Source organism: Kitasatospora sp. NPDC057198 (genome assembly GCF_042670125.1).
GTDB lineage: Bacteria > Actinomycetota > Actinomycetes > Streptomycetales > Streptomycetaceae > Kitasatospora.
Window position 1 is genome coordinate 1 of the sequence record NZ_JBHUWH010000024.1, and the last position, 23,634, is coordinate 23,634.

Consider the following 23,634-nt stretch of genomic DNA (forward strand, 5'->3'; position numbering starts at 1 on the left):
GCCGGTGGAGGAGCTGCTGGAGCTGCTGGAGCCGCCGGTCGAGGACGACGGGGCCGAGGAGCCCGACGAGGCCGAGGTCGTCGAAGCCGTCGAGGAGGACGAGCCGCTCACCGAGCTGCTGGAGCTGGAGCGGCTGTCGGTGCGGTAGAAGCCGGAGCCCTTGAAGACCACGCCCACGGCCGAGAAGACCTTGCGCAGCTTCCCCTGGCAGTCGGGGCACGTGGTCAGCGCGTCGTCGCTGAACTTCTGCACCGCCTCGAGGCCGTTGCCGCACTCGGTGCACTGGTACTGGTACGTGGGCACTTTCCGCTTCCTCCTGTCACTCCCCCTGGCACTCTCACGCCACGAGTGCTAACGACGGTCCATGATGCGGCATTCCGCTGGTGGAGTCCAGCCGCTCAGCCGTGCCGGACGGCGTCCACCGCCTCCGCGCGGACACCGCCGCCCCGTGCCACGGTACGGGGCGCGGGCGCCGGAGCGAGCAGCAGGCGGCGCATCGTGACGAGCGCCACCAGGCCGAGGCCGGAGCCGGCCAGTGCGACGGTGAAGCCGAGCGAGGGCCCGGAGCGGTCGATCAGCTGCCCGGCGGCGGTGGAGCCGAGCGCCAGGCCCAGGCCGATCGAGCCGGTCAGCCAGGTGAACGCCTCGGTCTTGGCGCCGTCCGCGACCAGCGTCTCCACCAGGGTGAAGCCGGTGATCAGGGTGGGCGCGATGGCCAGGCCGCAGAACAGGCCCGCCACGGTCAGCGCGACCAGGTTGGGCATCGCCCACAGGGTGGAGCAGCCGAGCACCAGCAGCGCGTAGCAGACGACCATCCGCCGCCGGGCGCTGCTGCGCCACGGGACGAGCCCGTAGAGCACGCCCGCCACCATCGAGCCGGTCGCGAACAGGCCGTAGACCAGGCCGCTGAGCCCGCCGGAGCCGGCGTCCTCGGCGAAGGCGGTGATGGAGACCTGGAGGGTGCCGAAGACGGTGCCCAGGCCGAGGAAGGCCCCGGCCAGCAGGCGCACGCCGGGGGAGGAGAGCGCGGAGGCGCGCCGGTCGCCGGGGGCGGCGGGGCCGGTGGGCGCGGGCGCGGTGTCCCGGCGGGCGGCGAAGGCCAGGCCGCCGAGCAGGGTGAGGGTGGCCTCGGCGGTGAGCCCGGCGGCCGGGTCGACCAGGGTGGCGATGCCGGTGGCCAGCATCGGGCCGATCACGAAGGTGAACTCGTCGGTGACGGACTCGAAGGCGAAGGCGGTGTTCATCAGGGCCGGCCGCTCGGCCAGCCGGTGCACCCAGCGGGCCCGGACCATCGCGCCGACCTGCGGCACCGAGGCGCCGGCCGGTGCGGCGGCCAGGAACAGCGCCCAGTCGGGGGCGCCGGAGCGGGCCAGCACGATCAGCGCGGCGACCGCGCAGGCGTGCACGACCACGGCGGGCACCAGGACGGCGGCCTGGCCGTGCCGGTCGGCGAGCCGCCCGGTCTGCGGGCCGACCAGCGCCTGGGAGACGGCGGCGGCCGCGGCGACCGCGCCGGCCAGGCCGTAGGAGCCGGTGGTGTCGTGGACCAGCAGCACGATGCCCAGGCTGAGCATGGCGTACGGGAGCCGGGCGACCAGGGCGGGGAGCAGGAAGGTCCAGGCCCGGGGGGTGCGCAGCAGCGCCCCGTAGCCGGTGCCGTGCAGGGTGGTGTCGTCGACCGGTCGGCGGGCCGCCACGGTCGGTCCTCTCTGCTGCCTGGTAGCGCCGGGCGGCGCCGAGGGTCGTCCTCTCGCGCGCCGGCCGGGGCCGGCGCACCGACTCTGCATCAGGCAGATGTGGAAAATCAGGGTCGATTCAGAATGTACAAGCGTATATCAGGGCGTTCCGCCTGCGCTTCGACGGTTCAGCCGCTCTTCTTCCTCCTGTTGGAAGGCGTCTTGCGGGTGCCGGCGGCCGACGCCTCCGCGTTGTGCAGCCACCCGGCGAGCTTGCCGCCGCGGTCGACGGCGCGCAGCCGGCGCTCGGCGGCCCCGGAGACCTCGTCGGTGGTGACCACCAGCAGTTCGTCGCCCTCGCGCAGCACCGTCATCCGGTCCGGGACGAAGCTGGCGCCCTCGCGGACCACCAGGGTGACGGCGGCGCCGGTGGGCAGGCGCAGTTCGGAGACCTCGACGCCGGACATCCGGGAGCCGGGGGAGAGCTGGACGGACAGCAGGTGGCCGTGCAGCTTCTCCAGCGGCGCGGACTCGATGCCGAGGTCCTGCCCGATGTCGCCCTCGCCGATCCTGAGCCACTTGGCGACCAGCGGCAGGGTCGGGCCCTGGAGCAGGGTGAAGACCACCACCAGGATGAAGACCACGTTGAACAGGTGCTGCGCGTCGGTCGCGCCGGAGACCAGCGGGATGGTGGCGAGCACGATCGGCACCGCGCCGCGCAGCCCGGCCCAGGACAGCAGCGCCTGCTCCTGCCAGGGCACCCGGAACGGCGTCATGGTCAGCAGCACCGACAGCGGCCGGGCGACGAACACCAGCACCGCACCCGCCACCAGGCCCGGCACCACCGCCGACCCCATGCTGGCGGGCGTGACCAGCAGGCCGAGCAGCACGAACATGCCGATCTGCCCGATCCAGGCCAGCCCGTCCGCGAAGCCGCGCACCGCCGGGCCGTGCGGCAGCTTGGAGTTCCCGAGGATCACCGAGGCGATGTACGCGGCGAGGAAGCCGGAGGCGTGCAGCAGCGCGCCGCCCGCGTAGGCGAGCACGATCAGCGCCAGCACCGCGATCGGGTACAGGCCGGAGGAGGGCAGCGCGACCCGGCGCACCGCGTACGCGCCGAGCCGGCCGACCGCGTAGCCGACGGCCGCGCCGATCGCCAGCTCGACGACGATGGTGCCGACCAGCACGTACCAGGGGTCCAGCTCGCCGGCGGTGGCGAAGGCGACCACCAGGATCACCACGGGCGCGTCGTTGAAGCCGGACTCGGCCTCCAGCAGGCCGGTCAGCCGCTTGGGCAGCGGCACCATCCGCAGCACCGAGAAGACCGCCGCGGCGTCGGTGGAGGAGACGATCGCGCCGAGCAGCAGCGCGGTGCGCCACTCCAGGCCGACCAGCCAGTGCGCGCCGGCGGCGGTGACGAACACCGAGACCGCGACGCCGAGGGTGGCCAGCACGGCGGCGGCCGGGACGACCGGCCTGATGGCCTGCCAGCTGGTCTTGAGTCCGCCCTCGGCGAGGATGACCACCAGGGCCGCGTAGCCCAACACCTGGGTGAGTTCGGCGTTGTTGAAGCTTATGCCGATGCCGTTCTGGCCGAGGGCGACGCCGATGCCGAGGTAGATCAGCAGTGAGGGCAGCCCCGAGCGGGTGGAGATCCGCACCGCCACCACGGCGAACAGCAGGATCACGGCGGACTCGAGCAGCAGGGTGTTCAGGTGGTCAACGGTCACGCAGGGGCACCTCGGGCAGGGAGGGGGCGGCTGACGGATCGTTACCCATCCTAACATTTTACTTGATCTTTACGCTAGTCCCTCCGTTCGTCCCCGCCCGGTAAGGTCCTGCGGAGCCGTCGAACCGCCGCCGGTGTCCCCCGTGCACGGCCGTCGGGACGCTCGCCCTAATGTGGTGACCTGTCACGGTCGCACGCTCCCTCATACAAGGACTCGGATGCCCCGCTCGAAGAAGTTCCGGCGCGCACGTCTGATCATGATCCTGCTCGCCGTGCTGCTGATCGCGGGCCTGGTCGGCGGCGGCTGGTGGGCGGTGGACACCGTTCGCTCCTCCTTCCCGCAGGTCAGCGGCACCGTCAAGGTGGCCGGCATGTCCGCCCCGGTGGACGTGGTCCGCGACGACAAGGGCATCCCGCAGCTGTACGCCGACACCGACGCCGACCTGTTCCGCGCCCAGGGCTACGTGCAGGCCCAGGACCGGTTCTGGGAGATGGACGTCCGCCGGCACATCACCGCCGGCCGGCTCTCCGAGATGTTCGGCTCCTCCTCGGTCGAGAACGACACCTTCCTGCGCACCATGGGCTGGCGCCAGGTCGCCCAGAAGGAATGGGACACCGTCCTCTCCGAGGACACCAAGCGCAACCTGACCGCCTACACCGAGGGCGTCAACGCCTGGCTCGCCGAGCACCCCGGCGGCGCCGGCGCCTCGCTCGAGTACGCGCTGCTCGGCACCGTCAACTCCGACTACAAGCCCGAGCAGTGGAGCCCGGTCGACTCCGTCGCCTGGCTCAAGGCGATGGCCTGGAGCCTGTCCGGCAACATGCAGGAGGAGATCGACCGCTCGCTGCTCACCCAGGACTTCACCGTCGAGCAGATCGACCAGCTCTACCCCGCGTACCCGTACGACCGCAACGGCACCATCGTCAAGACCGGCAAGCTCTCCGCCGACGGCACCTACACCCCCGGCGAGGGCGCCACCGCGCCCCCGGTGGCCGGCGCCGCGACCCCGGCCGGCAGCGCCCAGGCCCGAGCCGCCACCCAGAGCCTGGTCGGCGACCTGTCCGGCAAGGTGTCCGCGCTCCCGCAGCTGCTCGGCCCGCAGGGCCAGGGCATCGGCTCCAACTCCTGGGTGGTGTCCGGCACCAACACCACCACCGGCAAGCCGATGCTGGCCAACGACCCGCACCTCGGCCCCGGCATGCCGTCCATCTGGTACCAGATGGGCCTGCACTGCCGCGCCGTCTCGCCGACCTGCAACTACGACACCGCCGGCTACACCTTCGCGGGCATGCCCGGCGTCGTCATCGGCCACAACAAGGACGTCGCCTGGGGCTTCACCAACCTCGGCGCCGACGTCACCGACCTGTACCTGGAGAAGGTCACCGGCCCCGACACCTACCTCGTCGACGGCAAGGACGTGAAGTTCACCGTCCGCAAGGAGACCATCAAGGTCGCCGGCGGCGAGGACCGCACCATCACCGTCCGCACCACCCAGGACGGCATGCCGCTGATCTCCGACCAGTCCTCCGAGGACCAGAAGGTCGGCCAGTACGCCCCCGCCGGCAACGCCGCCCCCGACCGGGCGGCCGGCTACGGCGTCGCGCTGCGCTGGACCGCGCTCGTCCCCGGCAACACCATGGACGCCGTCTTCGAACTCGACCGGGCCACCGACTTCGCCTCCTTCCGGGCCGCCGCCAAGGACTTCGCCGTCCCCGCGCAGAACCTGCTGTACGCCGACACCAAGGGCAACATCGGCTACCAGGCCCCCGGCCTGATCCCGGTCCGCGGCAAGGGCAACGGCCGCTACCCCGCCCCCGGCTGGGACTCCGCCTACGCCTGGAAGAGCACCTACCTGCCGTTCAAGTCGCTGCCCTACGCCTACAACCCGCCCGAGGGCTACATCGTCACGGCCAACCAGGCCGTCGTCGACCAGGACTACAAGCCGCTGCTCACCACCGACTGGGAGTACGGCACCCGCGCCAAGGAGATCGGCGACCAGATCCAGGAGAAGCTGAAGAACGGCGGCAAGATCTCGCTGGACGACATGCAGTCCATCCAGCTCGACAACACCAGCGTGATGGCCAAGGAACTCGTCCCGCTGCTGCTCAAGGTCAAGATCGACGACCCCTACGTGCGCGAGGCCCAGGACCTCCTCAAGGACTGGAACTACCACCAGGACGCCGACTCCGCCGCCGCCGCCTACTACAACGGCGTCTGGCGGGCCCTGCTCACCCTCTCCTTCGGCCAGAAGTTCCCCGCCGACCTCCGGGTCGAGGGCGACTGCCTGCTGGTGCGCCAGAAGCGCGACAACACCCTGCCCGACGACGCGCTCGGCGGCGCCGCGCAGGCCGTCACCGAGTGCGGCACCCGCAAGGCGTCGCAGGCCCAGCCGGACGGCGGCGACCGCTGGACGGAGGTCGTCCGCCAGCAGCTCACCGACCCCAAGTCGCCCTGGTGGGACTACATCGACTCCAACCACCAGCAGCAGCACGGCCTCGACAACCTGCTCGCCGAAGCCCTCAAGGACGCCCGCCAGGACCTCACCTCGCGCCTCAGCAAGGACATCTCCACCTGGAGCTGGGGCCGCCTGCACCAGCTCACCCTGCAGGAACCCACCCTCGGCAGCGACGACTCCTCGATCGCCTCCAGCCTCGTCCACAAGCTCCTCAACCGCGGCCCCTACAAGCTCTCCGGCGGCAGCGCCGCCGTCGACGCCACCGGCTGGAACGCCGCCGCCGGCTACGACGTCGACTGGATCCCCTCCATGCGGATGGTCGTCGACCTCAGCGACTTCGACTCCTCCCGCTGGATCAACGTCGGCGGCGCCTCCGGCCACGCCTTCCACCCCAACTACAACGACCAGACCTCCCTCTGGGCCTCCGGCCAACTCCTGCCCTGGGCCTACACCAAGGACGCGGTCACCAAGGCGGGCAAGAACACCCTCACCCTGACCAACTAGCGGAAGAGCACCACCAGGGGCCGGCAAGAACGGCGGAGGCGAAATCAGGGGCCCGGGGAACGGCGGGTCCGTGCTGCGCATGGGCCCCGTCAGGGGCCCGGGGAACGGCGGGTCCGTGCTGCTGACGGCCGGAGCCCATCGAAGGTCGGTGCTGCTGCGTGCCGTAACAGGAACCAGAAGCCAATGGCGCGCTCCGGCAGTGAACCGTCAGCAGACCCGGGCTCGCCGTTCCCCGAGCCCCTGGTTTGTGCCCGATTCACTTGCCGAAAAGGGTCACGCCCTCCGGCGTCACCGCCGCGTGCACCGGCAGGTCGTGCGGTTCGGCGGGGACGGCCGGGAGCAGCTCGTGCGCGTACAGCAGTGTGGCCAGCAGCGGCTGCGCGCCGTCGCGTGCGAGGCGGGCCAGCACGCGGTCGTAGGAGCCGCCGCCGCGGCCGAGGCGGACGCCGCGGCGGTCGACGGCCAGGCCGGGCAGCAGGACGACGTCCGCGGTGAGGACGGCGTCGGGGCCGAGCCGGTCCGCGGCGGGTTCGAGCAGGCCGCGGGCGGCGGGGGAGAGCCGGTCGTCGCCCTCGTACCGGGCCCAGTCCAGGTCGTTGTCGGGGAGCAGCACGGGCAGCAGCACCCGGACGCCGGCGCCGGCGAGGGCGCGCAGCAGGGGGCGGGTGCCCGGTTCCGCGCCGACCGAGACGTACGCGGCGACGGTGCCGCCCGGCGGCACCAGCGCGGCGGCGTGCCCGGCCAGGGCCCCGGCCGCGGCGGCGCGCTCCGGTTCGCCGAGCGCCCGCCGTTCGGCGAGCAGCCGTGACCTCAGTGCCGCCTTGTCGTTGGACAACCGATCCGCAGTCACCGTTCGATTCCCTTCAGCTCCGTCACGTGCACTGACACGAGCCTGACACGCCGAGGCCGCCGCATGTCCACCCCGCTCCTGCTCCAGGCCGTGGCCGCGTTCGGCGCGGCCGTTCCGGCCGCCGCCGGCGTCCTCGTGCTGCGCCGCCGCCGGTGCCGGGCCGAGCACGGCGCCCGGGAGGCGGAACTTCTGGCGAAGATCACGGAACTGACGGAGGAACGCGACGAGTTGGTGCGCACCGCCTCCTGCGACCCGCTGACCGGGGTGTGGAACTACCGCCACCTGCAGCTGACCCTGGACCGCGAGATCGAACGGGCCCGCCGGGCCGAGGCCACCGCGATCGACCCCCGCCCGCTGTCGGTGCTGCTGCTGGAGGTGGCGGGCTTCGACGCGGTGGTCGCCGAGCACGGCCGGGCCCGCGCCGACGCGATGCTCCGGGACCTCGCCCAGCGCCTGGCGATGGAGATCCGCGGCTGCGACACCCTGGGGCGGTACGGCGGGGAGGACTTCCTGGTCCTGCTGCCGGACACCGGCCCGGAGGGCGCCGCGCAGGTCGCCGAGCGGCTGTGCTGGTCGGTGCGCCGCCACCGGCTGACGGACCGTCACCCGGGGGAGAGCGCCGATCCGGACGCGCGCAGCGGCCTGACCGCCTCCGTCGGCCTGGCCGTGCTGCCCCGGGACGGCGCCCACGCGGCCCTGCTGCTGCGGGCCGCGGACCGGGCGCTGGCCGCCGCCCGGGCCGCCGGCGGGGACTGCTGGCGCTCGACCGAGCAGCTCCCGGCCGAGCTGGCCGGTCCGAACACGGCATCGACGCCCGGTAAGGTGTCTTCCGGCCCCGGCGGGACGCCCCTCACCCCGCACGCGACCACCGTCGGCCCGGGCCCGACCGGTGATTAGGCCCTAATAATCGATTCACTCCGCTCTCAGCCGAGTGGAATGCCCGCCTTAGTAAGGTCGACGCATGACGAACACGCACGCCCGCCAGCCGGTCACCAAGGCAGTCGTCCCGGCTGCCGGTCTCGGCACCAGGTTCCTCCCCGCCACCAAGGCCACGCCGAAGGAGATGCTGCCGGTCGTGGACAAGCCGGCCATCCAGTACGTCGTGGAGGAGGCCGCCGCCGCGGGCCTGTCCGACATACTGATGGTGACCGGACGCAACAAGCGTGCTCTGGAAGACCACTTCGACCGCGCCTACGAGCTGGAGGAGCTGCTCAGCCGCAAGGGCGACAAGGAGCGGCTGCGCCGGGTGCAGGAGTCCGTGCAGCTCGCCAGCATGCACTACGTCCGCCAGGGCGACCCGAAGGGCCTCGGCCACGCCGTCTCGGTCGCCGAGCAGCACGTCGCGGGCCAGCCGTTCGCCGTCCTGCTGGGCGACGACCTGATCGACCCGCGCGACCCGCTGCTGGCCCGGATGATCGAGGTGCAGCAGGAGCTCGGCGGCTCCGTCGTCGCGCTGATGGAGGTCGACCCCGCGCAGATCCACCTGTACGGCTGCGCCGCCGTGAAGAGCTCCGAGCTCGGCGAGGACGTCTTCCAGGTCATCGACCTGGTGGAGAAGCCCGACACCGCGGACGCCCCCTCCAACTACGCCGTCATCGGCCGCTACGTCCTCGACCCGACCGTCTTCGACGTGCTGCGCGAGACCCCGCCCGGCCGCGGCGGCGAGATCCAGCTGACCGACGCGCTGCGCGAGCTGGCCACCCGGGGCGAGTCCGACGGCGGCCCGGTGCACGGCGTGCTGTTCAAGGGCCGCCGCTACGACACCGGCGACCGGGCCGACTACCTGCGGGCGATCGTCCGGCTGGCCGCCGAGCGCGACGACCTCGGCCCCGAGTTCCGCACCTGGCTGCGGCAGTTCGTCAGCACCGAGATGCAGGGCTGATCCACCACGAAGGCGAGCGTGAGGCGATGACCGGGAAGCACGACCCCTGCTGCGAAGGGGCCGGCTCCCCGGCCTCGCCGCGCCTGTGGACCGTCGACGAGCACCTCGCCGACGTCCTCGCCGCGGTGGCCCCGCTGCCGCCCATCGAACTGCAACTGCTGGACGCCCAGGGCTGCCGGCTCGCCGAGGACGTGCGGGCCGACGACGACCTGCCGCCCTTCGACAACAGCTCGATGGACGGCTACGCGCTGCGCACCGCCGACACCGTGCGCGCCACCGGGCAGTACCCGTCGGTGCTGGCCGTGGTCGGCGACATCGCGGCCGGCGCCGCCGACCTGCCCAAGGTCGGCCCCGGCCAGGCCGCCCGGATCATGACCGGCGCCCCCGTCCCGCCCGGGGCCGAGGCGGTCGCCCCGGTCGAGTGGACCGACGGCGGCACCGGCACCGGGCGGGCCGCCGACGCGATGGGCGCACCCGTCGCGGACGAGGAGGTCCGGGTGCTGCGCCCGGTCGCCGAGGGCGCGCACATCCGCCGCCGGGGCAGCGACGTCACCGCGGGCGACACCGTGCTGGAGGCCGGCACCGTGCTCGGCCCGACCCAGCTCGGCCTGCTGGCCGCGATCGGCCGCGGCACCGTCCGGGTCGCCCCCCGCCCCCGGGTGGTCGTGCTGTCCACCGGCAGCGAACTCGTCCAGCCCGGCGAGAGCGCCGGACCGGGCCGGATCCACGACTCCAACTCCTTCACCCTGACCGCCGCCGCGATCGCCGCCGGCGCCGTCGCCTACCGGGTCGGCGGCGTCCCCGACGAGGCCGGCACGCTGCGCGCGGTGCTGGAGGACCAGCTCGGCCGGGCCGACCTGATCGTCACCAGCGGCGGCGTCTCGGTCGGCGCGTACGACGTGGTCAAGGAGGTGTTCGCCGACTACGGCGGTGTCGACTTCCGGCGGTTGCGGATGCAGCCGGGCAAGCCGCAGGGCTTCGGCCGGATCGGCGCCGGCCCCGGCGTGCCGCTGCTCGCGCTGCCCGGCAACCCGGTCAGCGCGTACATCTCCTTCGAGCTGTTCGTCCGCCCGGTGATCCGCACCATGCTCGGCGCCCCCGACGTGCACCGCCCGGTGGTGCGGGCGGCGACCACCGCGGCGCTGCGCTCCCCGGCCGGGCGGCGGCAGTTCCTGCGCGGCCGGTACCACCCGGCGGACGGCACCGTCTCCCCGGTCGGCGGCGAGGGATCGCACCTGGTCGGGGCGCTGGCCCGCGCCGACTGCCTGATCACGGTGCCCGAGGAGGTCACCGCGCTGCCCGCCGGGAGCGCCGTCGATGTGGTCCTTCTCACGGACTGACCGGGGCGGGGTTGTACGGTAGCGCGAGATTCGCACCGTGCCACTGGAGCCCTTCGTGACCGACACACCCCCCGGCGACCGCCTCACCCACGTCGACCACACCGGCGCCGCCCGGATGGTCGACGTCTCCGAGAAGGCCGCCACCACCCGGGTCGCGGTGGCGGCCGGCCGCGTCCGGGTCGCCCCCCGGGTGGTGGAACTGCTGCGCGGCGAGGGCGTCCCCAAGGGCGACGCCCTCGCGGTGGCCCGGATCGCCGGGATCATGGGCGCCAAGCGGACGCCCGAGCTGATCCCGCTCTGCCACCCCATCGCGCTCACCGGCACCACCGTCGACCTGGCCGTCACCGACACCGCCGTCGAGATCACCGCCACCGTCCGCACCGCCGACCGCACCGGCGTCGAGATGGAGGCGCTCACCGCCGTCGCCACCGCCGCGCTCACCGTCATCGACATGGTCAAGGCGGTCGACAAGGCCGCCGCGATCGAGGACGTCCGGGTGCTCAGCAAGACCGGCGGCAAGAGCGGCGACTGGCACCGCGGGGAGGACGCCAAGTGAGGGCGCTCGCCGTCACCGTCTCCAACCGGGCCTCGGCCGGCGTGTACGAGGACAGGGGCGGCCCGCTGCTGGTCGCCGGACTGCGCGCGATGGGCTTCGAGACCGACGGCCCGCAGGTCGTCCCGGACGGCGAGCCGGTCGAGGCGGCGCTGCGCGCGGCGGTCGCCGCCGGGTACGACGTGGTGCTGACCACCGGCGGCACCGGCATCTCCCCGCAGGACCTCACGCCCGAGATGACCGCCCGGGTGATCGACCGGCAGATCCCCGGCATCCCCGAGGCGATCCGCGCGCACGGCCGGGAGCAGGTGCCCACCTCCGCGCTCTCCCGCGGCCTGGCCGGCCTGGCCGGGCGCACCCTGGTGGTCAACCTGCCCGGCTCCACCGGCGGCGTCCGCGACGGCCTGGCCGTGCTGGCCCCGCTGCTGCCGCACGCCGTCGACCAGTTGGCCGGCGGCGACCACCCGCGACCCGCGGGCGGTGCCCACTGAACGCCGGCTGGCCCGTCGAACTGGCCGAGGGGGACGTCGTGCTGCGGCCCATCCGCCGCCGCGACCAGGCCGAGTGGCAGGAGGTCAGCCGCCGCAACCGGGACTGGCTGCGCCGCTGGGAGGCCACCGTCCCGCCCGCCCCGGCCGGCCGGGCCCCGCTGCCCCGCCCCACCTACCGGCAGATGGTCCGCTACCTGCGGGCCGAGGCCGGCGCGGGCCGGATGCTGCCCTTCGTGCTGCTCCACCAGGGCCGCCTGGTCGGCCAGTTGACGGTCGGCGGGATCACCTGGGGCTCGATGTGCTCCGCCAACATCGGCTACTGGGTGGACGAGGCGGTGGCCGGCCGCGGCATCATGCCCACCGCCGTCGCGCTCGCCGTCGACCACTGCTTCCACGACCTGGGCCTGCACCGGATCGAGGTGTGCATCCGCCCCGAGAACCGGCCCAGCCGCCGGGTGGTGGAGAAACTCGGCTTCCGCGAGGAGGGAATGCGCCCCCGCTACCTGCACATCGACGGCGACTGGCGCGACCACCTGGTGTACGCGCTGACCGCCGAGGAGGCCACCGACGGTCTGCTGCGGCGCTGGCAGGAGCTCAGGAACCGGCCCCCGCGGGAGAATTGAATGCGTGTTCGAATATAGATATCGATATGGCATCGGAGTCGTGCCGAGCCGTCACAAATACCGGCAAAATAGTCTGAGAATCAGCTTGATCACACGACACGCCGTGCCAAATTGCTGCAGCGCCTTCGCCCGCGCCCGTACCGTGTGAAACGTGAGCAGTAGCGGCCTTATCTACGCGGTCATCGTAGGGGCCTGGGCTGCCTATCTGGTGCCGATGTGGCTCCGCAGGCAGGACGAGCTCAACGAGTCGCGTCCGACGGAACGCTTCAGTACCGCGATCCGCCTGCTGGCCGGTCGATCGGCCATGGAGCGGCGCGCGGCCCGAGCCCTCGGCGACCAGACCGCCGACCAGCAGCACCCCGCCGGGGACGACCCGGACGGGGCGTTCGCCGATTCCGCGGCCGGCCCCGGGCCCGCCCCGGCGACCGGCCCGGCAGTCGACCCCGCGGACGTGGCCACCCGGCCCACCGCCTGGGACGACGCCGAGCCGGCCCCCGAACCCGCCCCCGAATCCGTCCCCGGGCCCGCCGCTCCGGCGAAGCCCGCCGAGAGCCGGGGCGAACGCGAGCGGGAGCGGGAGCGCGAGCGCGAGCGGGAGCACGGGGACCGGCGCTCCGCCGAGCGGCGGGCCCGACTGCTCGCCCGGCGGCGGCGGATGGTCACCATGCTGTTCCTCGCCTTCGCGCTCGGCGCCGTGGTCGCCGCGGTGGCCGGTTTCGCCTTCCTCTGGGTGCCCGCCGTCCCCGGCGTGCTGCTCACCCTCTACATCGGCCACCTGCGCCGACTGGAGCGGCAGCGCTACGAGGTCAAGTTCGACCGGACCAAGGCCGCCCAGGCCGCCGAGCGGCTGCGCGAGCGCGAGCGCGAACGGGCCGTCCGTCCGTCCGCCGCGCCGTCCGCCCAGTCCTCCGCGGCCCGCCCGGCGCCCGCCGACCCGGCCGGCGCCGACCCGGGCACCACCCGGGCGACCGTCCTGGCCGAGGCCACCGAGCACGAGGAGTGGGCCGACGGCGTCCGCGCCCGCGCCGCCGCCGGGCCGGACTCCTGGGAGCCCGTCCCCGTCCCGCTGCCCACCTACGTCACCGCCCCCGTGGCCCCCCGCACCAGCCGGGGCCTCGACCTCTCCGCCCCCGACACCTGGGACTCCGGCCGCCCCGCGACCCCGCTCTTCGACCAGTACGGCGAGCCCGGCCAGGCCGCCCAGCCGCCCGCCGCGGACTGGGGCACCCGCCCCCGCGCCGCCAACGAGTGACGCCGCACCCCCCGCCTCGTCCGCCCCGCCCCGCCCCGGCCGCAACGCTCCACCTGCGCCGGGGCGTTCGCACACCCGGGCAGCCCGCGGGCCGGCCGGAACGACCATGGTCACGAGTACCCCCGCAGAGGTGATAGAGTTCTTTCTTGTTGGGGCTGTGGCGCAGTCCGGTAGCGCACCTCGTTCGCATCGAGGGGGTCAGGGGTTCGAATCCCCTCAGCTCCACCAACAGAAATCCCGCCCGGGAAACCGGGCGGGATTTCTTGCGTTCCGACCCGGTGAGCCGTGAATACCGTGGCCGTTCTCCGGAAGGAAACCGTCCGGGGCTCCGAGTTCCTTGTTGACGGCTTATCAGTCACCAGGAGACGCGCGCGCTGACGACCGGCCGACGGCCGGGGGCGGATGCGGCGCGAATCGGCCCCGACGATGACGCTGGGCCGGCTGCGCGAACAGGGTCGGCTGCGCGAGCAGGGCCGGGTGTTCGCCGCCGCCCCGGAAGCGCTCGCCCGTGCCCGGCGGCACCTGGACGACGCCCCGGCCCACGAACCGTTCGCCGTGCCACTCCTGGAGAAGCCGTGGGCAACGCCGTCCGCGACGAGAAGAACAGGCGCCGGGCGATGATCGTTCGCGCCCTGGTCTCCACTGCCGTGACCCCGCTGTTCGTCGGCGGCGGCGGCCGGCGGCGGCCGGCGGCGGTCAGTTGCGCTCCTCCAAGGCCGCGATCGCCTCGGCCAGCCAGCGCTTCTCCTCGGTGCCCGTCGCGCGGGCGATGCGCAGCATGCCCTGCCGGAAGAGGTCCGGCGCCTCCTCGGCGCGCACCGGCTCGCCGTCGCGGTAGAAGAAGCTCGCCGGGGTGTCGAGGAAGACCTGTCGGCGGCGGAGGACGGCGGCCTGCTCGGCCGGGTCGGGGAGGTGCCGGAGGAACGAGAGCAGCGTGAAGAAGCGCTGCCCGTCGGTGATCTCGACCTCCTTGGGGTGCCGGAGCCGGGCCAGCAGGTCGGCCCGGCCCGCCTCGGTGAGGGAGAGGATCCGCCGGGGCGCCGCGCCGCTCCCGGGCTCGGTGTGCTGCTCGACCAGCCCCGCCTTCACCAGCCGGGCGATCGCCGGGTAGAGCGCGCCGTCACTGACCGGGCGGATGTGGCCGCTGAGGCCCTGGATGCGGGCCTTCAACTCGTACCCGTGCAGGGGCTCCTCGCAGAGGAAACCCAGAATCGACAGCTCCAGCACGCGGCCGAACCCCTTCCCGTTCGCTCCCGGTTCGCCCGGCCGAACGCACTTGCCCGTCCGGTACGGCCCATGCTACCTCTTTTCGCGGTACCTCTATTCGAGGTACAACGAAAAGAGGGGGACGCGGTCATGGGGGCAACGGAACACCGGCGCGAACTGGTGTCGCTGGCGTACCCGGTCTACTTGGAACTGCTCGCCGGTGTCACGGCCGGGATCATCAACATGGTCTGGGTGGCCCGGCTCGGCGGCGAGGCCGTCGCCGCGGTCGCCGTCGCCACCAACCTGGAGAACCTGCTGCTCGGCGTCATCCTCGTCGCCGGCTCCGGCACGACCGTGCTGGTCGCACGGGCCAGGGGCGCGCAGGACCCGGCCGCGGTGCGCTCCGCCGTGCGCGGCGGCTGGGCCCTGTGGGCGGTCGTCACCCCCGTCGTCGCCGTCGGCGGGTACCTGTGCCGCGAACCGCTCGCCCGGCTCGTGCTCGGCGGCGGCGAAGGCGGCGGGGACGGCGCACTGCCCCTCGCCGCCGGCTACTTCTCCATCGCCCTGCCGGGGATCGCGGTGTTCTTCGCGACCAACGTCGTCGACGGCCTCCTCAAGGGCGCGGGCGACACCCGCACCCCCATGAAACTCGCCCTGCTCGCCAACGGACTCATCCTCGCCCTGGACCCCCTGCTCATCCTCGGCTGCGGACTCGGAGTACGCGGCGCCGCCATCGCCACGGTGCTGGGCCGGACGGCCGCACTCGCCTGCGGAGCCGTCGCGCTGCGCCGCAACGCCCTCCTGCGCCAGGCCGCGAGGACGCCCCCGGGCCGGACGGCACCACTCCGTTCCGACGCCCGCGGGGTCGCCGCGACCGGCCTGCCCATGTCGGCCGACTTCGTCGTACGGATGACCGGCGCGCTCGCCCTCGTCGCCCTCGTCGCCCGGATCGGCGTCGACGAAGTCGCCGCCTACGGGATCGCGACCAAGGCCATGTACGTCGCGACCATGGCCTTCTACTCGGTGCGCCAGGCCGCCGCCATCCGCACCTCCCACCTGCTCGGCGCCGGCCACGACGCACGGCAGGCCGTCGGACGGCAGGCGCTCCTCCTCGGCGGAGCACTCGGGCTCACGGCCGCCCTGACCCTGCTCGCCGCCGGGCCGTGGGTCATGCGCGCCTTCGGCAGCGAAGGCCCGGTGGCCGAGGCCGGCACGCTCTACCTGCGCTGCCTGGGCCCGTACTTGATCCTGCTGGCCTGCTTCATCGCCCTGGGCGGCGTGTTCGAAGGCAGCGGCGGCAGCCCCGTCCTCGCCCGGATCACCACCTGCGGGGTGCTCCTCCAACTGGCACTCGCCTACGGCCTGTCGGGGGCCGGGCTCCCCGGCATCTGCGCGGCGATGGCAACGTCAATGGCCGTGCAGTGCACGGCCGTTGCCGTCATGTACCGCCGCGCGACACCCCGGACGGCCACCGGGGACCGGCGGGAGGACGGCGGCTCGCGGACTGCGCGAAGTGGGGTCGCCGTAGGATCGCCCGATGAGTGAGCACTACCCGTTCGAGGACGGCCGCAACGTCGCGTGGGTGCTGGAGGGGTTCGGCCCCGACGACCGGCTCCGCTCGTCCGTCACGCTGACACGCGAGCAGTACCTGCGGGTGCGGGCCCTGTTCGACCTCGACGACGGCGACGAGTGGATGATGGCCGGTGCGTACCCGGTACCGGCCGAGGCCCGGGGCCCGCTGCAGGCCGTCGTCGGGGAAGCCCTGTTCGATGCGGACGTGGACTACTTCCTCGGAGCCCACCAGGACCTCCCCACCGGGCTCTGGCCCCCCGCCGGGGTCTCCGGACCGTTCCCGGGGCCGATCCCCCAACCGTAGGACCGGCCGGTACGCCCGGCGACGGCTCCCCGGCACTCGCACCGGAAGTCGAACACCCCGCGGTTCGGCTGGCCCTGTCCGGCCTTGCTCGGCTGCGCGCATCGGCCGACAGGTCGCAATCCCCACGAGATGTCGTGAGCCCGGAGCCGGTCCGGTAGTTCGGCCTGCTCCCTGCCCCTGAAACGCAGAAGCCCCCGGAAGGACCGGGGGTCTACGAGGGCAAGATCCCGTGAGTGTTCTCCGGGAACACCGAGGGTCCTACGCCGTCATTTTGGCAGGGGCGCGGAGCGGTTGCCCGGTCAGGCAGTGGGGAGCTCGTCGGCCTGGACGGCGGTGACGAACGCGGCCCACGAGGCGGCGGGAAAGACGAGTACGGGCCCGGTCGGGTCCTTGCTGTCTCGTGTCGCCACGTCGTCGCTCAGGAAGGCGGCCTCGACGCATTGGCCGTTGCCGCTGCTGTACGAACTCTTCCGCCACGCGATCCCGGACATGTCCACCTTGTTCATGCTGGTACCTCCTCCCTACTGCATTTCCTCGGCCAGCGCGGAGATCAAGTCCACCGTGGCACCCGATGAGACCCGGGGGTGTGCCGGAGAACGCCGGACCCCAGGGCGACGAGCAGGGCCCCTGAAACGCAGAAGCCCCCGGAAGGACCGGGGGTCTACGAGGGCAAGATCCCGTGAGTGTTCTCCGGGAGCACCCAGGACCCTGCGCCGTCATTTTGGCAGGGGCGCGGAGCGGTTGCCCGGTCAGGCGGTGGGGAGCTCGTCGGCCTGAACGGCGGTGACGAACGCGGCCCACGAGGCGGTGGGGAAGAGCAGGGCCGGGCCGGCGGGGTTCTTCGAGTCGCGGACGGCTACGCCACCGCTGACGATCTGCGCGGTCTCCACACAGTCGTTCGCCTGAGCGCTGTAGCTGCTCTTGTACCAACCCCGAGCGGAGATCTCCGGCACGGCCATGTGCTCACCCTCTTGTTCGGTCTCGTGCTCACGCCCCCGCTGCGATGGCGGCGATCAAGTCCAGCGACTGAGCAGGGTTCAGCGCCGATGACCGTAGGTACTCGAAGACGAGCCCGTAGCTGTCCAGCTCTGTCGTCTGCTCCAGGTAGTGACTGCTTGTCAGCGTCTCCAAGAATACCGCGTCCGGGGTCGGGGAATCCGTGAGCCCGAACATCACGAACGCCCCGCAAGCCCCAGCGCTTGCGCCGATGTCGAGCGGGACGACCTGGAGCGTGACGTTGGGGAGTCGGGCTGCTTCGGCGAGGTGGCGGAGTTGTGCTTGGTGGACGTCTGCGCCGCCTACCGGGCACCTGAGTGCGGGCTCCCAGACGATTGCCCAGAAGCGGGCCGGGGCCGGTCGGGTCAGGACCACCTTGCGCTCCATGCGGAGCTTGACCAGCGGGTCGATGCGTTCCGGACGGACGGCAGCAGGATTCGCTTCCAGCATGGCGCGGGCGTAGTCCTCGGTTTGCAAGAGACCGGGCAGGACCAGGGGTTGCCAGGTCCGGATGTACCGGGCGTCCTCTTCCAGACCGAGGAAGTCGGTGTAGGTGGACGGAATCGTGTCGCCGTAGTCGTGCCACCAGCCGCGCTTCCTGCTGTCGCGAGCCAGTGCTTCGAGAACGTCGCGCGCCTTGGGCTCGGTGACGCCGTACAGATCGAGCAGGACGCCGAGGTCCAGCCGGCGGATGCCGACCGAGGCGGTCTCTATCCGACTGATCTTCGCGCGGGAGCACTTGAGGGCGTTCGCGGCGTCTTCGGTGCTCTTGCCCGCTGATTCCCGGAGCCGTCGAAGCTCCAGGCCCAGGCGGCGGCCGCGCACGGTCGGCCGTGGCTCCTCGGTCATGTTCGTTCCTCCCTTGGCCGTTCCAAGTCTTGCGCATGACGGTGCATCAGGTACGCGCGGATGAAATCTGCACAGTTGCAAGCATTGTGGTTGCGGTTCGCCCTGATGCAGGAGCATGCTACGAGATGTAGCCGTCGTCGCGACACAGCGTGACTCTGACGGTTCGTCAGCCGGGCATTCCCGTGCCCGTTCCCAGTTGCCGGGCTGCTCTCTGCGGCCCGGATCTCGGTTCCCGACCATGCCCGGAGGGGGCGTTGCCATGCCCGGAACGTTGGAGAAGCCGCCCGTGGTGGCGGGTGGTGGGCGTTCGTACTGGTTGCCGCGTCATCGGAGGTCGGTGGGGGTGGCGCGGGGGTTGCTGCGGGAGTTCCTCGCGGACCTGCCGGGTGGCGAACCGTACGCGTGGGGCGGGGAATTGGTGCTGAGCGAGTTGCTGGGGAACGCCGTGCTGCACGGGCGGACCTCGCCGGGGCGGCTGGTGTTCGTGCGGTTCGGGCTCTCGCCGGGCGGGTTGCGGGTGGAGGTGCACGACGCCGGGGCCGGGCGGCCGGTTGTCCGCGGGGCGGGTGCGGACGAGGAGCGGGGGCGGGGCCTGTGGCTGGTCGAGCAGCTCTCCTCGCACTGGGGGTGCGGGCCCCGTCCCCACGGGGTGGGCAAGGCGGTGTGGGCGGTCATCGCACCGGAAGGAGGCACGGCGTGATGGAGTCGGTCTTCCCGCACCCCGTGCTGGTGGACATCGAGGGGGTCACCAGGCGGGCGAGGTTCGCCCGCCTCTCGGACGCGATGGCCGCCGTGCGCACCAGCCTCGCCCGGCTGCCCCTGGAAAAGGAGCACGCGGCATACCTGGCCGAGCAGTTCGCGCCGGAGTCGGTCGGACGGCTGGGCGATCAGCTCGCCCGGATCGGGGCGGTCCGCGCCATCGCCTTCGTCGGCATGGACGTCCACGTGATCTACATCCGCCCGGCCCGGGAGACGGGCCAGTGACGGACGCCGCACACCGGGCCTGGGAGGGCGCCGCCAGGCTCGCCGAACTCGTCGGCTCGGAAACGAAGATCGCCGACGACCCGGAAGGCATCCGCATCACGGTCCGTCTCCGCCCCGAAGCGCCCGACGCCAACCACCGCGAAGTCCTCGACGTCCTGCGCGCCGCCGATCGCTTCGGCCACCGCCGCGCCGCCGACGGCACCGAACACCTCTGGGCCCTCTACCGGGCCTGACCGAGCCGGGACGCAGAGCGCGGGGAAGTGCAGTCGCCACCGGCCGGGCCACCCCGCAGCGTTCGGCAGGAAGAAGCAATTCGCCTGCCGGAAAGGGAAATTGATGGCCCATCGATGGGGTACCGGCGTACCGTCCGGCCATGGACTGGAGTGCTTGGCACGGCGGGTACGACGACCCCGGCTCCTGGCAGGCCCGGCGGTTGCGGGCCGTGCAGGAGAGGTTGCGGGAGGTGTTGGACGGGGCGCCGCCGGGTGGGGTGCGGGTGGTCAGCCTGTGTGCGGGAGACGGGCGGGACCTGCTGGGCGTGCTGGCCGGGCATTCGCGTCGGGGTGATGTCCGGGCCCGGCTGGTCGAGTTGGACGCGCGCAATGCCGGGGCGGCTCGGCGGCGGGCGGTGGAGACCGGTCTCGGGGCGCAGGTCGAGGTGGTGACGGGGGACGCCGCGCTGCCCGTCCACTACGCGGGGATGGTTCCGGCGGACGTGGTGCTGGTCTGCGGGGTGTTCGGCAACATCACCGATGCCGATGTGGAGCGCACCGTCCGGGCCTGTCGGGCGCTGTGCCGCACCGGGGGGACGGTGATCTGGACCAGGCACCGGGAGGTGCCCGACCTGGTGCCGCGGATCGGCGGGTGGTTCGCGGAGGCGGGGTTCGAGCAGCTCTGGCTCTCCGCGCCCGGGGTCGGCTACGGCGTGGGGGTGCACCGGTTCACCGGTGCGCCCGACGAACTGCGGCCCGAACAGCGGATGTTCGACTTCGTCGGGTACCCGGCGCTGCGCCCCGACCTCTGGCCGGAGGGCTGAGGTCCAGCCCTCCCCGAGCCTGAACGGCGGACGGTCGGCGGGCGGTCAGCGGACGGTCTGGAAGTCGGTGTTCCGGCTGTTCATCTCGACCTTGAGCGTGGTGTACCCCGGCTTGCCGTCGGCGGCGTGCTCGCTCCAGAACTGGCAGGTGAAGCCGGTGTCGGTCTTGAAGTCGTACGCCTTGGCGACCGGCATCTCCTGGCAGGCCAGCTTGCCGGCGCCGGTGTAGCCGGACTCCGGGCCGTACTGCTCGTACAGCTGGGCCTGGACCGTCTTGGCGACCAGCAGGCCCTTCTTCGGGGTCTTGGTGTAGGAGATGATCATGCTGCCCTCCTTGTACGAGTCGCTGATCTTCACCTCGTACGGCACCTCGGCGCCCTCGAAGGCGGCCACGCAGTGGCTGACCGCGCCCGCCTGCTGCGTGATGCCGTCCGGGCACTTCGCGGTGGTCTCGCCGGGCGTGTGGGCCTGCGCCAAGAGGTCCTCGCGCAGCGCGAACTCGACCTTCTCGACCAGCGGCGCACTGCGGTCGGGCGCCGGCGTGACCTTCAGCGCGTCACCGCTGGTGCTGTTGCGCAGGTACACGTCCGGCACCGGGCCGGTCACCGCCACCGGCAGCGCCGCACCGCCGTCCGGGGCGGGAGCGGCGGAGGAGGTGCCGGAACCCGAGCCGAGGACGGAGTCCGTGCCGGAACCCGAGCCGGAGTCGGAGCCGGAACCCGAGCCGGAGGAGCAGGCCGAGGTCAGCAGAACCGCCGCGAAGGCGCCGGCGAGGAGAGTCTTGGAGAGCCGCATGGGCGAGGACCATACCCGTCCTTTACCGCTACTTTGAAGTCCTGTCCGGGGGCTGGGAACGCACGGCGGGTGCCTGCCGGGCCCGCGTCGCTCCGCGTCGCTCCGCAGAGCGGTTCTCGGCATTCAGAACCCCTTACCCGCCACCCGCCCCCGTGAACCGTCCGGCCGCGGACTAGGGTCTGCCGCATGGCGAACGACCCCGGTTGGACCTGCACCTGCTGCGGTGAGCGGCACACCGAACTGCCGATGGCCTACCACGCCGAGGCGCCCGCCACCTGGGAGCCCGGGATGGCGGAGCGGGCGGACTGCGAGCTGACCCCCGACCAGTGCGTGATCGGGGAGCACTCGTTCGTCCGGGGGCTGGTCGAGATCCCGGTGATCGGCAGCGGCGAGGTGTTCGCCTGGGGCGTGTGGGTCTCGCTGAGCGAGCGGAACTTCGCACGGGCGACCGAGCTGTGGGAGAAGCCCGGACGGGAGTCCGAGCCGCCCTACTTCGGCTGGCTGTCCACCGAACTGCCGCTGTACGCCCCGTCCACGGTCAACCTGAAGACCATGCACCACACCCGGCCGGTCGGGCAGCGCCCGTACGTCGAACTGGAGCCCACCGGCCACCCGCTGGCCGTCGAGCAGCGCACCGGGATCACCGTGGAGCGCGTCCGGGAGATCGCCGAGGCGCTGCTGCACCCCGGGCGGGGGAGCGGGGTCAGGGGTGCAGGACGACCAGGCGGACGGTGGTGGCGCCGCCGTCCGGAGTCGTGACGGCGGTGCCGGACGGCTTGCCGAAGGTGAACACCCGGTGCCCGGCGCCGGCCGGGAACTCCCAGTCGACGTGGTCGCGGCGGCGCAGCACCGCGGTGTCGGCCAGGGCGGCCCCCGGGTCGGTGGCGGCCTCGGTGGCGTCCAGCGCGGCGAGGTAGTCGGCGGCGGCGCCGGACGGGGCGGTGAAGCGCAGGAAGAGGATGTCCGGGCCGGACACCGAGTTGTCGTCGCTGTAGTAGCGCACCCCGGTGGCCCCGGCGGGCAGCGTGACGCCGTAGTAGCGCAGCAGGGTGGCCAGGTTGCGCGGCCCGCCCAGGTTGGCGCAGTCGTACTGCCGGTAGGCGCGGGCGTCGTGCGGGTGCATCGGCCAGCAGTTGCCCCACGCCTTTCGGGCGCCGACCAGGCCGCCGCCGAGGACGAGCAGCCCGACCAGGACCCAGGTCAGCGGCCTGCGGTGCCAGGCGCGGACAGCGGACATGCCTACCCCCCGGTGCGTCGTCCCTCCGGACGGTGTTCCCCGGGACCGACGGTGCTTCCCGGGATCATAGACCGCTCGAACGCGGGGGCGAGGGACCCGGCCCGCTACCCCCGCAGCAGCAGCCGCAGCCGGGGCGCCAGCAGCGGCCGCAGCAGCCGGGCCACCGGCCGGGTGCACAGCAGCAGGGCCAGGCCCGCCGCGGCGGCGGTCAGCACCAGCTGCCCGGCCGCGGACGGCAGGAAGCCCCGCCGGTACCAGCCCCCGTGCACCAGCGCCAGCTGCGCGAACGGGTGCACCAGGAACGCCGCCGTGCCCGCCGCGCCGAGCGCCGCCCACCGGCCGGACCGGTCGGCCCGCACCGGCACCAGCGCCAGGAACAGCACGCCCAGCACCGCCCCCGCCAGGTTGATCCCCAGCGACACCAGCAGCCAGCGCGGGTACCCCGCGTGCAGCCCGGCCGCGCCCGCGCTCCGGTAGAACCAGGCCGCGTCCAGCCGCGGCACCAGCCAGTACGCGGCCGCGCCGGCCGCCCCGAACACCGGCAGCGCCGCCGCCCGCAGTCGCCGGTCGCCGCGCGGCGCGAGCACCCGGCGGCGTTCCAGGGTCAGCCCGGCGACGAAGAACGGCAGCAGTTGCAGCGTCCGCCCGATCGACAGCTGCGGCGTCAGGGGCAGCGCCCCCGCCAGCAGCGAGACGGCGACGGCGGTGCTCAGCGGCGCGCGCAGCCGGTGCCAGAGCGGGGCGCTCAGCCGCCACAGGAACAGCGACAGCAGGAACCAGGTCACCCAGACCGGGGTCAGCGGGTCCGGCGCGAACCCGCCGCCGTCCAGCCGGGCCGCGTACGCCCCCAGCAGGGTGGTCCACAGCAGGTACGGGGCCAGGACGCCGCCGAGCAGCCGGGAGAGCTGGTCCGGGCGGCCGGTGAAGGAGCGCGAGAACCAGCCGGAGACGAACACGAACACCGGCATGTGGAACGCGTACACCAGCAGGTAGCAGGCGTGCAGCACCCGGTGGCCCGGCGCCCGCACCAGCGGCTCCCAGAAGTGCCCGCACACCACCAGCACCGTCGCCAGCAGCTTCGCGCGGTCGAAGAACCCGTCGCGCGCGCCGGGGGCCGGGGCGGCGCGGGTGCGCGCGGCCGGGGGTTCGGTGAGCACGGGACCCTGAGGGGAGGAAGGGAACTGACGGGGCGTCAGGATTCTACCGGGTGCGGTGTGCCGGATTCGTCCCGGGATGTCACCGCGCCCGGCGGTGGAGGGGGTCGGCGGGTGGAAGGTGGTGCACCCATGTGTCGGAGGT

27 protein-coding genes and 1 tRNA gene are annotated in these 23,634 nt (G+C 73.1%); 17 read left to right on the forward strand and 11 right to left on the reverse strand.

The annotated features are described in order from the left end of the window. The 3 genes from ACFUEL_RS05000 to ACFUEL_RS05010 all read right to left on the reverse strand — a co-directional run. The coding region (locus ACFUEL_RS05000) for an FmdB family zinc ribbon protein (RefSeq protein ID WP_380234589.1) at nt 1-303 on the reverse strand (303 nt) is incomplete at its 3' end. A gap of 95 nt (nt 304-398) precedes the next feature. Then, the gene (locus ACFUEL_RS05005; RefSeq protein WP_380234590.1) at nt 399-1,697 is read right to left on the reverse strand and encodes an MFS transporter; all 1,299 of its coding nucleotides are present in this window, start codon (nt 1,695-1,697) and stop codon (nt 399-401) included. A gap of 167 nt (nt 1,698-1,864) precedes the next feature. Next, nucleotides 1,865-3,406, reverse strand: a complete 1,542-nt coding sequence (locus ACFUEL_RS05010) for a potassium/proton antiporter (protein WP_380234591.1) — start codon at nt 3,404-3,406, stop codon at nt 1,865-1,867. A 217-nt stretch (nt 3,407-3,623) separates the two neighbouring features. On the opposite strand from ACFUEL_RS05010, the gene ACFUEL_RS05015 reads away from it, so the two are divergent. Next, nucleotides 3,624-6,365, forward strand: a complete 2,742-nt coding sequence (locus tag ACFUEL_RS05015; RefSeq protein ID WP_380234592.1) for a penicillin acylase family protein — start codon at nt 3,624-3,626, stop codon at nt 6,363-6,365. Between the two features lie 256 nt (nt 6,366-6,621). On the opposite strand, the gene ACFUEL_RS05020 is transcribed toward ACFUEL_RS05015, so the two are convergent. After that, nucleotides 6,622-7,215: a 5-formyltetrahydrofolate cyclo-ligase gene (locus ACFUEL_RS05020; RefSeq protein WP_380234593.1), complete on the reverse strand. Its 594-nt coding sequence runs from the start codon at nt 7,213-7,215 to the stop codon at nt 6,622-6,624. Between the two features lie 63 nt (nt 7,216-7,278). On the opposite strand from ACFUEL_RS05020, the gene ACFUEL_RS05025 reads away from it, so the two are divergent. From ACFUEL_RS05025 to ACFUEL_RS05065, 9 genes are all read left to right on the forward strand, one after another. Beyond that, nucleotides 7,279-8,112: a GGDEF domain-containing protein gene (locus tag ACFUEL_RS05025; RefSeq protein ID WP_380234594.1), complete on the forward strand. Its 834-nt coding sequence runs from the start codon at nt 7,279-7,281 to the stop codon at nt 8,110-8,112. Nucleotides 8,113-8,176: 64 nt separating this feature from the next. After that, a complete protein-coding gene (gene galU, locus ACFUEL_RS05030; RefSeq protein ID WP_380234595.1) occupies nt 8,177-9,097 on the forward strand; it encodes a UTP--glucose-1-phosphate uridylyltransferase GalU in 921 nt (306 codons plus the stop codon). Nucleotides 9,098-9,123: 26 nt separating this feature from the next. Then, complete coding sequence (gene glp, locus ACFUEL_RS05035) at nt 9,124-10,437, forward strand: gephyrin-like molybdotransferase Glp (protein WP_380234596.1); 1,314 nt, start codon at nt 9,124-9,126, stop codon at nt 10,435-10,437. Nucleotides 10,438-10,552: 115 nt separating this feature from the next. After that, nucleotides 10,553-10,993 (forward strand): cyclic pyranopterin monophosphate synthase MoaC, encoded by a 441-nt coding sequence (gene moaC, locus ACFUEL_RS05040; RefSeq protein ID WP_380234627.1) that lies wholly within the window; start codon nt 10,553-10,555, stop codon nt 10,991-10,993. Next, on the forward strand, nt 10,990-11,481 hold the full coding sequence (locus tag ACFUEL_RS05045; RefSeq protein ID WP_380234597.1) for a molybdenum cofactor biosynthesis protein B: 492 nt from the start codon (nt 10,990-10,992) through the stop codon (nt 11,479-11,481). Before moaC ends, ACFUEL_RS05045 begins: the two co-directional genes overlap by 4 nt. Then, nucleotides 11,478-12,104 carry a GNAT family N-acetyltransferase gene (locus ACFUEL_RS05050; RefSeq protein WP_380234628.1) on the forward strand — a complete coding sequence of 209 codons (627 nt, stop codon included), beginning with the start codon at nt 11,478-11,480 and terminating at the stop codon, nt 12,102-12,104. Before ACFUEL_RS05045 ends, ACFUEL_RS05050 begins: the two co-directional genes overlap by 4 nt. Before the next feature lie 151 nt (nt 12,105-12,255). Continuing rightward, nucleotides 12,256-13,356 (forward strand): gephyrin-like molybdotransferase receptor GlpR, encoded by a 1,101-nt coding sequence (glpR, locus tag ACFUEL_RS05055; protein WP_380234598.1) that lies wholly within the window; start codon nt 12,256-12,258, stop codon nt 13,354-13,356. A 151-nt stretch (nt 13,357-13,507) separates the two neighbouring features. Then, a tRNA-Ala gene (locus tag ACFUEL_RS05060) sits at nt 13,508-13,584 on the forward strand. Between the two features lie 174 nt (nt 13,585-13,758). Then, nucleotides 13,759-13,977, forward strand: coding sequence for a hypothetical protein (locus tag ACFUEL_RS05065; protein ID WP_380234599.1), 219 nt, complete (start codon nt 13,759-13,761; stop codon nt 13,975-13,977). Between the two features lie 75 nt (nt 13,978-14,052). Here ACFUEL_RS05065 and ACFUEL_RS05070 read toward each other — a convergent pair whose 3' ends face one another. Then, on the reverse strand, nt 14,053-14,583 hold the full coding sequence (locus ACFUEL_RS05070; RefSeq protein WP_380234600.1) for a PadR family transcriptional regulator: 531 nt from the start codon (nt 14,581-14,583) through the stop codon (nt 14,053-14,055). Between the two features lie 129 nt (nt 14,584-14,712). Here ACFUEL_RS05070 and ACFUEL_RS05075 point away from each other — a divergent pair, with 129 nt between their 5' ends. Both ACFUEL_RS05075 and ACFUEL_RS05080 read left to right on the forward strand, forming a co-directional pair. After that, nucleotides 14,713-16,107, forward strand: a complete 1,395-nt coding sequence (locus ACFUEL_RS05075) for an MATE family efflux transporter (protein ID WP_380234601.1) — start codon at nt 14,713-14,715, stop codon at nt 16,105-16,107. After that, nucleotides 16,100-16,438, forward strand: coding sequence for a hypothetical protein (locus ACFUEL_RS05080; protein WP_380234602.1), 339 nt, complete (start codon nt 16,100-16,102; stop codon nt 16,436-16,438). The genes ACFUEL_RS05075 and ACFUEL_RS05080 overlap by 8 nt, the downstream gene beginning before the upstream one ends. A gap of 299 nt (nt 16,439-16,737) precedes the next feature. Here the strand turns inward: ACFUEL_RS05080 and ACFUEL_RS05085 are convergent, their stop codons facing one another. The 3 genes from ACFUEL_RS05085 to ACFUEL_RS05095 all read right to left on the reverse strand — a co-directional run bounded on the left by ACFUEL_RS05085 (nt 16,738) and on the right by ACFUEL_RS05095 (nt 18,283). Continuing rightward, nucleotides 16,738-16,944: a DUF397 domain-containing protein gene (locus ACFUEL_RS05085; RefSeq protein ID WP_380234603.1), complete on the reverse strand. Its 207-nt coding sequence runs from the start codon at nt 16,942-16,944 to the stop codon at nt 16,738-16,740. Nucleotides 16,945-17,187: 243 nt separating this feature from the next. Next, nucleotides 17,188-17,397: a DUF397 domain-containing protein gene (locus ACFUEL_RS05090; protein ID WP_380234605.1), complete on the reverse strand. Its 210-nt coding sequence runs from the start codon at nt 17,395-17,397 to the stop codon at nt 17,188-17,190. Between the two features lie 28 nt (nt 17,398-17,425). Then, the gene (locus ACFUEL_RS05095; RefSeq protein WP_380234606.1) at nt 17,426-18,283 is read right to left on the reverse strand and encodes a DUF5753 domain-containing protein; all 858 of its coding nucleotides are present in this window, start codon (nt 18,281-18,283) and stop codon (nt 17,426-17,428) included. 259 nt (nt 18,284-18,542) lie between these two features. Here ACFUEL_RS05095 and ACFUEL_RS05100 point away from each other — a divergent pair, with 259 nt between their 5' ends. The 4 genes from ACFUEL_RS05100 to ACFUEL_RS05115 all read left to right on the forward strand — a co-directional run bounded on the left by ACFUEL_RS05100 (nt 18,543) and on the right by ACFUEL_RS05115 (nt 20,303). Next, nucleotides 18,543-18,983, forward strand: a complete 441-nt coding sequence (locus tag ACFUEL_RS05100) for an ATP-binding protein (RefSeq protein WP_380234607.1) — start codon at nt 18,543-18,545, stop codon at nt 18,981-18,983. Next, nucleotides 18,980-19,267, forward strand: coding sequence for a hypothetical protein (locus tag ACFUEL_RS05105; protein WP_380234608.1), 288 nt, complete (start codon nt 18,980-18,982; stop codon nt 19,265-19,267). The genes ACFUEL_RS05100 and ACFUEL_RS05105 overlap by 4 nt, the downstream gene beginning before the upstream one ends. Beyond that, nucleotides 19,264-19,500, forward strand: coding sequence for a hypothetical protein (locus ACFUEL_RS05110; protein ID WP_380234609.1), 237 nt, complete (start codon nt 19,264-19,266; stop codon nt 19,498-19,500). The genes ACFUEL_RS05105 and ACFUEL_RS05110 overlap by 4 nt, the downstream gene beginning before the upstream one ends. 140 nt (nt 19,501-19,640) lie before the next feature. Then, nucleotides 19,641-20,303: a class I SAM-dependent methyltransferase gene (locus ACFUEL_RS05115; RefSeq protein WP_380234610.1), complete on the forward strand. Its 663-nt coding sequence runs from the start codon at nt 19,641-19,643 to the stop codon at nt 20,301-20,303. A 45-nt stretch (nt 20,304-20,348) separates the two neighbouring features. Here ACFUEL_RS05115 and ACFUEL_RS05120 read toward each other — a convergent pair whose 3' ends face one another. After that, the gene (locus ACFUEL_RS05120) at nt 20,349-21,098 is read right to left on the reverse strand and encodes a hypothetical protein (RefSeq protein ID WP_380234611.1); all 750 of its coding nucleotides are present in this window, start codon (nt 21,096-21,098) and stop codon (nt 20,349-20,351) included. A gap of 186 nt (nt 21,099-21,284) precedes the next feature. On the opposite strand from ACFUEL_RS05120, the gene ACFUEL_RS05125 reads away from it, so the two are divergent. Further along, nucleotides 21,285-21,857, forward strand: coding sequence for a DUF2199 domain-containing protein (locus ACFUEL_RS05125; RefSeq protein ID WP_380234612.1), 573 nt, complete (start codon nt 21,285-21,287; stop codon nt 21,855-21,857). On the opposite strand, the gene ACFUEL_RS05130 is transcribed toward ACFUEL_RS05125, so the two are convergent. Both ACFUEL_RS05130 and ACFUEL_RS05135 read right to left on the reverse strand, forming a co-directional pair. Next, a complete protein-coding gene (locus ACFUEL_RS05130) occupies nt 21,802-22,335 on the reverse strand; it encodes a hypothetical protein (RefSeq protein ID WP_380234613.1) in 534 nt (177 codons plus the stop codon). The genes ACFUEL_RS05125 and ACFUEL_RS05130 overlap by 56 nt on opposite strands. 104 nt (nt 22,336-22,439) lie before the next feature. After that, nucleotides 22,440-23,492: an acyltransferase family protein gene (locus tag ACFUEL_RS05135; RefSeq protein ID WP_380234614.1), complete on the reverse strand. Its 1,053-nt coding sequence runs from the start codon at nt 23,490-23,492 to the stop codon at nt 22,440-22,442. Nucleotides 23,493-23,634: the final 142 nt, after the last annotated feature.

Coding starts and splice junctions, on each gene's coding strand:
- ACFUEL_RS05015 (WP_380234592.1), top strand. CDS start 3,624: ATGCCCCGCTCGAAGAAGTTCCGGCGCGCACGTCTGATCATGATCCTG.
- ACFUEL_RS05025 (WP_380234594.1), top strand. CDS start 7,279: ATGTCCACCCCGCTCCTGCTCCAGGCCGTGGCCGCGTTCGGCGCGGCC.
- galU (WP_380234595.1), top strand. CDS start 8,177: ATGACGAACACGCACGCCCGCCAGCCGGTCACCAAGGCAGTCGTCCCG.
- glp (WP_380234596.1), top strand. CDS start 9,124: ATGACCGGGAAGCACGACCCCTGCTGCGAAGGGGCCGGCTCCCCGGCC.
- moaC (WP_380234627.1), top strand. CDS start 10,553: ATGGTCGACGTCTCCGAGAAGGCCGCCACCACCCGGGTCGCGGTGGCG.
- ACFUEL_RS05065 (WP_380234599.1), top strand. CDS start 13,759: ATGCGGCGCGAATCGGCCCCGACGATGACGCTGGGCCGGCTGCGCGAA.
- ACFUEL_RS05075 (WP_380234601.1), top strand. CDS start 14,713: ATGGGGGCAACGGAACACCGGCGCGAACTGGTGTCGCTGGCGTACCCG.
- ACFUEL_RS05080 (WP_380234602.1), top strand. CDS start 16,100: ATGAGTGAGCACTACCCGTTCGAGGACGGCCGCAACGTCGCGTGGGTG.
- ACFUEL_RS05085 (WP_380234603.1), bottom strand. CDS start 16,944: ATGAACAAGGTGGACATGTCCGGGATCGCGTGGCGGAAGAGTTCGTAC.
- ACFUEL_RS05090 (WP_380234605.1), bottom strand. CDS start 17,397: ATGGCCGTGCCGGAGATCTCCGCTCGGGGTTGGTACAAGAGCAGCTAC.
- ACFUEL_RS05095 (WP_380234606.1), bottom strand. CDS start 18,283: ATGACCGAGGAGCCACGGCCGACCGTGCGCGGCCGCCGCCTGGGCCTG.
- ACFUEL_RS05100 (WP_380234607.1), top strand. CDS start 18,543: ATGCCCGGAACGTTGGAGAAGCCGCCCGTGGTGGCGGGTGGTGGGCGT.
- ACFUEL_RS05115 (WP_380234610.1), top strand. CDS start 19,641: ATGGACTGGAGTGCTTGGCACGGCGGGTACGACGACCCCGGCTCCTGG.
- ACFUEL_RS05120 (WP_380234611.1), bottom strand. CDS start 21,098: ATGCGGCTCTCCAAGACTCTCCTCGCCGGCGCCTTCGCGGCGGTTCTG.
- ACFUEL_RS05125 (WP_380234612.1), top strand. CDS start 21,285: ATGGCGAACGACCCCGGTTGGACCTGCACCTGCTGCGGTGAGCGGCAC.
- ACFUEL_RS05130 (WP_380234613.1), bottom strand. CDS start 22,335: ATGTCCGCTGTCCGCGCCTGGCACCGCAGGCCGCTGACCTGGGTCCTG.